A 10,137-nucleotide genomic window follows, 5' to 3' on the forward strand; every position below is an offset into this window, starting at 1 on the left:
CGCATCCGAGCAGCCGAGACTCGCGACTTCGCATGCGCTTCGGCCGCTCGGCTGTGTCGATGACCGCGCCTTCGCGTGGACGCGAGACGGGCCGCGAACGTCGCTCGAAAGACTCGCTCCGTGGTAGCCGAGTTCATCGGCGGACGTATTGTCGAGCGCATGGCTGTTGTGAAGATCAATGCGATCGAGGTTCCGGAGGGCGCGGGCCCCGAGTTGGAGAAGCGATTCGCCCATCGCGCGCACGCGGTCGAGGGCTCGCCGGGCTTCCTCGGCTTCCAGTTGCTGCGGCCGGTAGCCGGGGAGAACCGGTATTTCGTTGTCACCCAGTGGGATTCGGAGGAGTCGTTCGCGGCGTGGCGGGACGGACCCGCGCGCGAGGCGCATGCGGGCGAGCGGCAGAAGCCGGTTTCCACGGGTGCCTCGCTGCTGGAATTCGAGGTCGTACTGGACGTCGCGGCCAAGTCCGCTTCCTGAAACCGCTGGACAGACGCGGCGCGCGACTCGCCCATCCCGGCCTGGGCAAGTTACCCGCCGTGTTGACGGCGGGCGTGCACAGATGTCACAGTTCGAAATGACAAACGCGAGGGTGACGCGGTAATTCGGTGAAATTCCGGAGCGGTCGCGCCACTGTGTTCTTGCACCGAGTCCTTGGTGCCGGAAAGCCAGACACCGGCACCTTCGCACCGAACAACTCACGGGACGCGCATCCCTAGGAGGACTCGAATGGCTATCGCGCATTCACCGAGTCGGGCAACTGATTCACTCGGCACGCTGCTCATCGCAGTGGGCGTCGTTCTTCTCGCATTGCTCACGCTGTACCTGGTCGGCTTCGACCAGGGCGTCATCTCGCGCAGCGGGATGTACCTGCATGAGCTCATGCACGACGGACGTCACCTGCTCGGTGTGCCGTGCCATTGATCGGATCGCTCAAGACCCTGCTGCTCCGTGGCCTGCTGGCCGGCCTCATCGCCGGTCTGCTGGCCGCGACAGTGGGCTACTTCGTCGGCGAACCCAAGATCGACGCCGCCATCTCCATCGAAGAGGCCAATACCGCCAAGGCCGCCGAGCACGCCCAGGAACCGGCCGGGCATACGCACGGTGACGAGGAAGAGCCGCTGGTCAGTCGGTCCGGACAGAAGTTCGGGCAGTTCCTCGCGCTCGGACTCGCCGGGCTCGCGCTCGGGGCGATCTTCGCTTCGGTCGCGCATTTCGCACGCCGGTACACCACCTTGTCGGGGCCGAAGCTCGCGCTGGGATTGGCATCGGCCGGTTGGACCGCGATCGTGGCGGTGCCGTTCTTCAAGTACCCGGCCAATCCGCCCGCCGTGGGTGAACCGGACACCATCAACCAGCGCACCCTGCTGTGGTTGGCGGCGGTGCTACTCGGACTCGCTGCCGTCGGTATCGGGTTGTACGTCTACAAACTGCTTGCCGCGCAACTCGGTACGGTCCGGCTGATCGCCGGGGTCGCGGCATTCGTCCTCGTCGTCGTACTCGGGTACGTCCTGTTGCCCGGTGTGAACGAGGTGAAGGACGACTTCCCGGCCGTACTGCTGTGGCAGTTCCGTGCCACATCGCTCGGCGAGACGGCCACCCTGTGGGTCTGCCTCGGCCTCGGTTTCGCGGCGCTCACCGAATTCGCCACGCGCGATAGCACTCCGGTACGAGAAACAGCCGCTACCGCGGGCTGATCCGGAGTTCGGACCGCGAAAGGCAGTGTCGGTCGCATGACCGGCACTGCCTTTTCCGTACGGCCGCGAACCGACCCACCGCGTTCGGTTTCCGTGGCGTTCACCGGCCTCGTCGTCGCGCTGCTCTGCGGCGTCGGCGAGGCCATCACCTACACCGCCGTGCAATTGGACCGCCCGAACGCCGATATCGGCTCGCTCGCAACGGGTCTGGCCATTCGCGGCGGCATCTACCTGGTGGTTCTCGGCGTTGCCGTCCAGATGGCGCGCGGTGCCCGCTGGGCCAGACTGGTGCTCGCCTTCGGCATCGGCGTAATCGGCCTGGCCTCGCTGATCATCGAACCACTGGCAGCCACGTTGTCCGCCAAGCAAATCGGCGACCTGTTCGCCGACCTCACCGCATCCGCGGTGATCACCGGAACCTTCCGCACCGGGCACATCCTGGCAGTCCTGGTCGCCATCCCCGCCATGTACCACCCGACCGCGCGCCCCCACTTCCGGCGCACCTAGATGGCCTCGCATACCCAGTGGCCATCTCGCACTTCGGTATGCGAAGTAGTCACCAGGCATGCGCAGACTCACTGCCACCGGGGCCGGACCAGGCCGGATTCGTAGGCCATGACCACGAGTTGGGTGCGGTCTCGGGCGTCCAGTTTCATGAGGATGCGGCTGACGTGGGTGCGGGCGGTGGCGGGGCTCATGAAGAGGCGTTCGCCGATTTCGGCATTGGTGAGGCCCTCGGCTACCAGGGTCATGACCTCGCGCTCGCGGTCGGTGAGTTCGGTGAAGGCGGCGGGTGGGGGTTGTTTGGCATGGGCGGAGAATTCGGCGATGAGGCGGCGGGTGACGCCGGGCGAGAGCAGGGCGTCACCCGCGGCGACGACCCGGACGGCGCGGACGAGATCGGCGGGTTCGGTGTGTTTGACCAGGAACCCCGTCGCGCCGGCGCGCATTGCTTCGAAGACGTATTCGTCGAGTTCGAAGGTGGTCAGCACGACCACCTTCACCTCGGCGAGTTTCGGATCCTCGGCGATCATCCTGGTGGCGGCAAGGCCGTCCAGGACCGGCATTCTGATATCCATCAGGACCACGTCGGGGGTCAGGCTGCGGGTCATGCGGACGGCCTGTTCGCCGTTGTCGGCCTCACCCACCACCTCGATGCCGTCCTGCGCGTCGAGCAGGGCGACGAAACCGCCGCGCACCAGGGCTTGGTCGTCGGCAACCAATACCCGGACAGGCCCGCCCGCGTCCCTCGAATTGCCGCCGTTCATCGCGCCTCCTCCTGAGCCCCCACCTGGGACGGTAGCCGGGCCACCACGCGGAATCCGCCACTCGGCCGCGGACCGGCGATGAGCTGGCCGCCGAGGGCGTGTGCGCGCTCGCGCATGCCGAGAATGCCATTGCCGCCGCTCGCTCCCGACTTCGATTGTGGGCCGGTGGCGCGAGCGTTGTCGATGGTGATCTCGACCGAATCGGCGGCATAGCGGATGGTTACCGCGGCCGGTGCGCCAGGCGCGTGGCGGACCACATTGGTCAGCGATTCCTGGATGATGCGGGCCGCCGCCACATCGACGACGCTGGGCAGTTTGTGTGCGGTGCCGATAATGCGGGTGTCGACCGTGAGACCGGCGGCGCGGGTGCGCTGCAGCAGTGCGTCCAGGTCCTCGATGCTCGGAGCCGGGCTTCGCGGGGCGGGCGGCGGGGCTTCGACGCTGCGGGCATCCGAATTATCTCGGGCCCGTTCGGAATCGGGGCGTGCACGCGCCGATTCCGGCTCGACCTCCGAGTCGCGCACTTCGACCGCGCTGCCGGTGCGGATCGAGTGCAACAGCGTATGCACCTCGGCCAACGCATCCTTACTCGCCGCTTTGATCGCCGCGAGCGCCGATTCGGCCTGTTCCGGTTTCTTGTCGAAGAGCTCCAGCGCCACCGAGGACTGCACATTGATCAGCGAAAGGCTATGTGCCAGTACATCGTGCAGTTCGCGCGCGATCGCGAGCCGTTCCTCGCTGGCCCGCCGTTCGCGCTGCGCCTCCTCATCGCGGCGTGCCGCCTCGGCCCGCTGCCTGCGTGCCACCAAGACCGCTTGCCGCTGGCGGATCCCCTCCGCGATCGCGACCAGCACACCCAGCCAGGCGATCATGCCGAAGGCCAGCCACGGGTCGGCCGGATGCCCGACCAGCGCGGGCAGTGGCCAGAGCAGCGCGAGATAGCCGATCGGCGCGAGCGGATATGTCCACCAGCGCGATCCGACGATCGCGGCAGTGATGAACGCGATCACCAGCGAGACGAAGATCGGGCCGTAGCCATAACCGCGCAGCAGATACACCGCGCAGGACGCGATCGTCACGAGCAGCGCGGGCAGGGGGTAGGAACGGCGTAGCAATAACGCCACCGGTCCGATGAACAACAGCGCATAGCCGAACGCGTCGAGCGAGTGCACTCCGGTCTGGCGCAGGTTGGCATTGCGTCCTCCGACGACCTGGATCGCCGCGACGACGAGCGCGAGCACCCAGTCCTGAACGACCGGGCCACGTTTCGATTCCCCTGGCGCTGTCACCCTTGCAGCCTATTAGCCCGGACGGGCCACGACGTCCGCCGCGCTACGTATGCTCCCCGCCTCCCCGAACGTTTGCCGGGCATCGGCGCCGCAACGGTCGCGTCGCGGGCCGTCGGTCGAGGTGACAGCCAGGAGGGGGCGTTCACCCACGTGCTTGCGAAATCAGTCGTCGCGCCACTGTCGCGGTGCTTCGTAGGCCGCGGTACGTACGCCGGGCACCGCCGCGCGACGGATGTGTCACCCCTGGTCGGGGGCGGATTCTCGGTGCATGACAGATTCCGTCGTGGTCACCGCAGGGCTGACCAAACGCTATGGCACCCACGCCGCCGTCGACCGCGTGCATATGCATGTCGCACCCGGCGAGATCTACGGCTTCCTCGGTCCGAACGGCGCGGGCAAGACGACCACACTGCGAATGCTGGTCGGATTGATCCGTCCGACCGAGGGCTCCGCCACCGTGCTCGGCCATACCCCGGGCGATCCGGCCGTGGTCCGCCGCATCGGCGTCCTCATCGAGGGCCCGGGCTTCTACCCCTACCTCACCGGCCGCGACAACCTGCGGGTACTCGCGAAATACCGCGGCCTGGCGCGTGCCGACGTCGAGGACGCACTCGACCGCGTCGGCCTCGCCAAGCGCGCCGACGACAAATTCCGCACCTACTCCCTCGGTATGAAGCAGCGCCTCGGCGTCGGCGCGGCCCTGCTCGGCCGTCCCGATCTGCTGATCCTGGACGAGCCGACCAATGGCCTCGACCCGCAGGGCATGGCCGAAATGCGGGAGCTCATCACAACTCTTGCCGGTGATGGTCATACTGTGCTGCTGTCCAGCCACATGCTCAGCGAGGTGCAGGAGATCTGCGATCGCGTCGGGGTGATCTCCGGCGGGCACCTGGTCACCGAATCCACGGTCGCCGAATTGCGCGGCGCCTCTTCGCTTTTGCTGCGAGCCGAACCGCTCGAGGTGGCTTTTCCCGCGGTCCGCCGAGCGGTCGGCGAGCGCTCGGCCATGTTGACCGCGGGCGGTATTCGGATCGAGGCCGGTCCGGACAGCGCGCCGGTGGTCGCGCGAGCGGTCGTCGAATCCGGCGCGGATCTGCTGGAGCTGCGGACCGATGAAAAGTCCCTGGAAGAAGTGTTCTTCGAAATGACCCAATTGGAGCCTGCGAAATGAACGGGACCGTGAAAGACCTGATGGCGAGCACGAGAGCGGAAATGCTGCGACTGCGTAAGTGGCCCGCATTCTGGATTATTCTCGGCACCTGGATTCTGCTGAATCTCACCTTCTCCTACCTGTTCAACTACCTCGCCTACTCCTCCGGCGATATGAAGACGATGTCGAACGGCGTGCCCAAAGACGTGCTGCTGCACCAGATGTTGCCCGCCGCGGTGCCGGAGGTCTTCACCCAGGGCATGGCGATGTTCGGTGGTGCGCTGATGCTCATTCTGGGCGCATTGACCATCGGTAGCGGATATGGCTGGGGCACTTGGAAAACCGTGCTCACCCAAGGGCCGTCGCGGACCAATGCCATCGGCGGTGCGCTGATCAGCTTGGGGGTCACGGTTATCGGGTTGGTGTGTGTCGCATTCGTTGCGGATATCGGGGTTGCCTCGATTATCGCGACAACCCGATCACAGTCGCTCGCACTGCCACCCCTGGGCCAGGCGGTGGACGGAATCATCACCGGCACAGCGATTCTCGGTATGTGGACGCTGGCCGGCGCACTGATCGGGGCGATCGCGCGCGGTCCAGCACTGGCCGTCGGGCTCGGGCTGGTGTGGGTACTGGTGGTGGAGAATCTGCTGCGCGGTGTCGCGGCGATCTTCAGCCCGATCAAGGTGCTCACCGATCATCTGCCCGGCACCGCGGCAGGTTCGATGGCCGGTGCGATGCGGACCGTCGATGGGCCGTCGACGCCGGGGGTGCTCGACATCCTGTCGCGGACTCAGTCGCTCATCGCGCTGGTGGTGTACGTGGCGCTCTTCGCGGCGGGCGCGATGTGGCTGGTGCGGCGGCGCGATATGGTCTGATCGCACAGGCACCGAAAACCGCTGGCGGACAACAGTTCGTCAGCGGTTCGGCGCATTCAGGGCTCGGACAGCACGGAGCGGGCCAGTTCGGCCAGCGCCGCCGCGATCTGCGCGGAAGTGAGACCCCGCGCCCGCTGATGCCGGTAGACCTCGGCGGCCAACGGCGCGAGCAGCGAATCGACCATGGCGTCCGACTCCCCGACGCCTGCGTCCACCAACAGCGACCGGACGTGCAGGAACCAGAAGCCGTACGCACCGGTCGCGAACCGCGCGCCGCCGGTCTCCGTGCCGAGCACCAGATCCGCGTGCCCGTCCAATAATTCGACCATGGCGGCATAGAAGGCGGCGAGCCGTTCGGCTGGTGGCGCGCCGGGACCGAGCGGTGGTTCGCCGCGCAACAACTGCTCCTGCAGTGCGCGTTCGTGTTCGTCGAGTAGTGCGACGGCGATCGAATTCGTATCCGGATAGCGGCGATACAGCGTGCCGCGACCGACCCCCGCCGCCTTGGCGATGTCGTCCATCGTGACAGTGCGCGGATCTCGCGTTGCGAACAGTTCGGCGGCCGCGGCGAGCACCTTGGCCCGGTTGCGGGCCGCGTCCGCGCGCTCGGTCGGCACCGCGGGTTCCGAATGCCCGCCGAGCAGGTCCATATCGCTGTTCACCGCCCCGACTGTACTCGACTTTCCAAGCAAGTGGACAGATCGTCCGGTTATCGGTACGGTTCAACCGGACACAGTGTCCAGTTATATGCACGGGAGAGATCATGAGCACGTTGTTGCACCTAGATGCCAGCGCACGGCGTCGTTCCATCAGCCGGGAACTGAGCGCGGCATTCGCCGAGGCATGGCGCACCGAGAATCCGGAGGGCGGCTATATCTATCGCGACCTGGCGGCCGAGCCGGTGCCCTTCATCGGCGAGGCATGGACCGAACTATGCGATGCCGTCCTCGCCCAACCCAGCACTGATCTGAACCGCCTCGCCGAACTGGTACGCACACCGGAACAGGCCGCCGCCTGGGCGATAGTGGAGCCGCTGCTGACCGAGATGCTGGCCGCCGATGTGATTCTGATCGGCACCCCGATGTACAACTACTCGATCCCGGCAGCGCTCAAGGCCTGGCTCGATCAGGTGACTTTCCCGCGAATGTCCTTGGGTGACAGGCGATTCGTTGTCGTCTCCGCACGCGGCGGGTCCTATGCACCCGGCGCCCCCAAGGCCGCCTTCGACTATCAAGAGCGCTATCTGCGCGATTTCTTCGCGGGCCATTTCGCCGTCACCGACACCGTCTTCGTCAATGCGGAACTCGCCAATTCGAGGCAGGACCCGGCACTCGCGCATCTGCGCGGTAAGCATGACGAGTCCTATTCGGCCGCAATGGAATCCGCGCGCTACCTGGCCAGCCGCTAGCGACTGCGCACAGGTCGCTCGAAACGATCGGAGTACTGATGAATTGGATCATTCTCGGCATCGCCGGACTGGTGGAGATCATCTGGTCGCAGAGCATCAAGCCGACCGAGAACTTCACGCGCCTCGTCCCGACCGTCATCTGCTTCGTACTCGGCGCGGTCGCGGTGTATCTGCTGTCGCGGGCCATGCAGACCCTGCCCGTCGGCACAGCCTATGCGGTCTTCACCGGAATCGGCGCGGTGGGCGCGATCAGCCTCGGCGTCGTGATCAACAAGGACCCGATGAGCGCGGGACGGCTGCTGGCGCTGTCGCTGATTCTCGGCGGCATCGTGCTGGCGCGCGTCACCAATCCGGAGTGAGCAGGTCCGGCGTTCCAGTCCGAACCATGATCGAACCAGTGTAGGGGCCAGATCTACTTCGGTACTCGACTTCGCTTGGCGCACGCGGGATTTGCCGATAAGGCGCCCGCGACCGGCATTCCGAGGCCTGGCCGCTGGTACTCGAACAACTCGATCAGCGCACGGCCGGGCCCGCCTGACCATCACCTGCTGGTGCACTCGATTCGGACTGCTGCCTCCGCACGCGTCGCCGGGGCGGCGGGGGTAGGTTCGACTGCGAATTGTGATTCACACATCTTCGAAAGGACCGTGATGCCCACACGTACCGCGCGCACCGCTTGGACCGGTGGCCTCCAGGACGGCTCCGGCCAGGTCGAGCTGGCCAGTTCCGGTGTCGGCAAGTACGACGTCTCCTTCCCCAAGCGCGCCGCCGACGACGCCGACGGCACCACCAGCCCCGAGGAACTGATCGCGGCGGCACACTCCTCCTGCTTCGCCATGGCCCTCTCGGCCCAGATCGGCAATGCCGGTGGCACGCCCGAGAGCCTGGACGTCACCGCCGATGTGACCCTCGGCCCGGATCCGGACGGTGGATTCCGCATCAGCGCCATCAAACTCACCGTCCGCGGCCGGGTATCCGGCCTGGACGCCGACGGCTTCGCCGCCGCGGCGGCCGCCGCCAAGGCGGGCTGCCCGGTCAGCAAGGCCCTCGCCGGGGTGGACAACATCACCCTCGACGCCGCCCTCGCCTGACTTCCCGGCTCCTCGCACAGGCTGTGCGAGGAGCCCAGTGGTTATGCGAGCGCCGCGTACGCGCGCAGGCGTATGGCGAATGTCGTCGGCAGGCCGATGTCCGGATAGGGGTATCGGGAGCAGGGTTGGGTCATGAACATTTTCGCGCACCCCGAGGCCATGACCTTCTTGGCCGATCACTATGACGGCGGATGGCATCCCTGGCCGTTCTTCTGGATCTTCCCATTGCTGTTCTGGGCCACCGTCATCGTCTTCTTCGTATTCGCGCGGCGGCGGCGGTTCCGGGGTCACCAGAGTGGAATCGGTGCGCTGCGTATCGCATTCGCGCGCGGCGAGATCACCGAGGATCAATATCGGAGTCGACTGGCGGTGCTGCGCGAACGCGGTGGTAAGCCGCGCGGTGGCGAGACTCCCTCTACTTGACACGGCCTCATTCCGACCCAATGACTATTCGACCCGAATCACGGGAGACCCACACCATGAGCATGACCTTCGGAACCGTCATCACACCGCGATCGGGAACCGAATGGGTTCGCGCGGTACAGAGCGCCGAACAGCAGGGCTACCGAACGATCCTGCTGCCGGACACGCTCAATACCCCGTCCCCCTTCCCCACACTCGCGGCCGCCGCCGCGGTGACCACCACCATCCGGCTCCGCCCGAATGTCCTGGCCGCTCCGCTGCGCAATCCGGCCGCCACCGTGCGCGAAACCGCCGCACTGCAACTGCTTTCGGACGGACGATTCGAACTCGGCATCGGGTCGGGGCGTCCCGATGCGAACGCCGAGGCCGAACGACTCGGCATGCCTTGGGGTTCGCCTGCACAGCGCCGCGAGCAACTCATCGCCACCGTGGCTGCCGTTCGCGAACACCTCGATCCGGCGCCGCCGATCGTCGTCGCCGCGAATGGACCTCGAATGCTCACTGTCGCAGCAGGTTTCGCCGATCGAGTGCTACTTGCCGCAGGGCCGGATGCGACCGAGGCCGATCTCGCCGAGATGGTCCGGATCGTGCGCGACAATACCGATCGCGATGTGCGCTTCACCCATCAACTGGTCGGTATCGGTGACGAGCTGCCGTTCTGGTTGAGCAAGCGGCTCGGACTCACCGCGGACGGACTGCGCGCGGCCGGATCGGCGGGTGTGCTCGACGGCGATCCGGCCACGCTCGCCGAGGTGCTCGAATACCGTAGGGAGAAGTACGGCATCGATGAACTGATCGTCCCCGGCGAACTGGCCCAAGCCTTCGCCCCGGCGCTGGCCCTGTGCACGAACTCGTCCGACTAACCGGAAGCCCTTAACCCACCACAGCGCCGCGGTCGCAATTCTCGCGACTGCGGCGCTGTGCTGATATGCGCGGGGC

Annotated in this window: 14 protein-coding genes and 1 riboswitch; of the genes, 11 read left to right on the forward strand and 3 right to left on the reverse strand. The window is 66.4% G+C overall.

The window, feature by feature from the left end:
* Nucleotides 1-159: 159 nt before the first annotated feature.
* The 4 genes from mhuD to NP3_RS18035 all read left to right on the forward strand — a co-directional run bounded on the left by mhuD (nucleotide 160) and on the right by NP3_RS18035 (nucleotide 2,198).
* The gene (mhuD, locus tag NP3_RS18020) at nucleotides 160-474 is read left to right on the forward strand and encodes a mycobilin-forming heme oxygenase MhuD (RefSeq protein WP_040686177.1); all 315 of its coding nucleotides are present in this window, start codon (nucleotides 160-162) and stop codon (nucleotides 472-474) included.
* 65 nt (nucleotides 475-539) lie between these two features.
* Nucleotides 540-692, forward strand: a riboswitch (cobalamin riboswitch).
* 31 nt (nucleotides 693-723) lie between these two features.
* Nucleotides 724-918, forward strand: a complete 195-nt coding sequence (locus NP3_RS18025) for a CbtB domain-containing protein (protein WP_040686176.1) — start codon at nucleotides 724-726, stop codon at nucleotides 916-918.
* Nucleotides 909-1,691 (forward strand): CbtA family protein, encoded by a 783-nt coding sequence (locus NP3_RS18030; protein ID WP_063042765.1) that lies wholly within the window; start codon nucleotides 909-911, stop codon nucleotides 1,689-1,691. Before NP3_RS18025 ends, NP3_RS18030 begins: the two co-directional genes overlap by 10 nt.
* A gap of 36 nt (nucleotides 1,692-1,727) precedes the next feature.
* Nucleotides 1,728-2,198, forward strand: a complete 471-nt coding sequence (locus NP3_RS18035) for a hypothetical protein (protein WP_063042766.1) — start codon at nucleotides 1,728-1,730, stop codon at nucleotides 2,196-2,198.
* Between the two features lie 68 nt (nucleotides 2,199-2,266).
* Here the strand turns inward: NP3_RS18035 and NP3_RS18040 are convergent, their stop codons facing one another.
* Nucleotides 2,267-2,959 (reverse strand): response regulator transcription factor, encoded by a 693-nt coding sequence (locus NP3_RS18040; protein ID WP_063042767.1) that lies wholly within the window; start codon nucleotides 2,957-2,959, stop codon nucleotides 2,267-2,269.
* Nucleotides 2,956-4,248 (reverse strand): sensor histidine kinase, encoded by a 1,293-nt coding sequence (locus NP3_RS18045; RefSeq protein ID WP_063042768.1) that lies wholly within the window; start codon nucleotides 4,246-4,248, stop codon nucleotides 2,956-2,958. Before NP3_RS18045 ends, NP3_RS18040 begins: the two co-directional genes overlap by 4 nt.
* A gap of 268 nt (nucleotides 4,249-4,516) precedes the next feature.
* Between NP3_RS18045 and NP3_RS18050 the strand changes: the two genes are divergently transcribed.
* Together NP3_RS18050 and NP3_RS18055 are read left to right on the forward strand one after the other, a co-directional pair.
* The gene (locus tag NP3_RS18050) at nucleotides 4,517-5,419 is read left to right on the forward strand and encodes an ABC transporter ATP-binding protein (protein ID WP_063042769.1); all 903 of its coding nucleotides are present in this window, start codon (nucleotides 4,517-4,519) and stop codon (nucleotides 5,417-5,419) included.
* Nucleotides 5,416-6,276 (forward strand): ABC transporter permease subunit, encoded by an 861-nt coding sequence (locus NP3_RS18055; RefSeq protein WP_063042770.1) that lies wholly within the window; start codon nucleotides 5,416-5,418, stop codon nucleotides 6,274-6,276. The genes NP3_RS18050 and NP3_RS18055 overlap by 4 nt, the downstream gene beginning before the upstream one ends.
* 56 nt (nucleotides 6,277-6,332) lie before the next feature.
* On the opposite strand, the gene NP3_RS18060 is transcribed toward NP3_RS18055, so the two are convergent.
* Complete coding sequence (locus NP3_RS18060) at nucleotides 6,333-6,938, reverse strand: TetR/AcrR family transcriptional regulator (RefSeq protein ID WP_245720994.1); 606 nt, start codon at nucleotides 6,936-6,938, stop codon at nucleotides 6,333-6,335.
* A gap of 101 nt (nucleotides 6,939-7,039) precedes the next feature.
* Here NP3_RS18060 and NP3_RS18065 point away from each other — a divergent pair, with 101 nt between their 5' ends.
* From NP3_RS18065 to NP3_RS18085, 5 genes are all read left to right on the forward strand, one after another.
* Complete coding sequence (locus NP3_RS18065) at nucleotides 7,040-7,684, forward strand: FMN-dependent NADH-azoreductase (protein ID WP_063042771.1); 645 nt, start codon at nucleotides 7,040-7,042, stop codon at nucleotides 7,682-7,684.
* A 38-nt stretch (nucleotides 7,685-7,722) separates the two neighbouring features.
* Nucleotides 7,723-8,043 carry a DMT family transporter gene (locus NP3_RS18070; protein ID WP_063042772.1) on the forward strand — a complete coding sequence of 107 codons (321 nt, stop codon included), beginning with the start codon at nucleotides 7,723-7,725 and terminating at the stop codon, nucleotides 8,041-8,043.
* 291 nt (nucleotides 8,044-8,334) lie between these two features.
* On the forward strand, nucleotides 8,335-8,775 hold the full coding sequence (locus NP3_RS18075; protein WP_040686169.1) for an OsmC family peroxiredoxin: 441 nt from the start codon (nucleotides 8,335-8,337) through the stop codon (nucleotides 8,773-8,775).
* Between the two features lie 132 nt (nucleotides 8,776-8,907).
* Entirely contained in the window at nucleotides 8,908-9,198 is a 291-nt protein-coding gene (locus NP3_RS18080; protein ID WP_063042773.1) for an SHOCT domain-containing protein, read from the forward strand.
* Nucleotides 9,199-9,254: 56 nt separating this feature from the next.
* Nucleotides 9,255-10,061 (forward strand): LLM class flavin-dependent oxidoreductase, encoded by an 807-nt coding sequence (locus NP3_RS18085; protein ID WP_063824806.1) that lies wholly within the window; start codon nucleotides 9,255-9,257, stop codon nucleotides 10,059-10,061.
* Nucleotides 10,062-10,137: the final 76 nt, after the last annotated feature.

It is taken from the genome of Nocardia pseudovaccinii NBRC 100343, from assembly GCF_001613225.1.
Classification (GTDB): domain Bacteria; phylum Actinomycetota; class Actinomycetes; order Mycobacteriales; family Mycobacteriaceae; genus Nocardia; species Nocardia pseudovaccinii.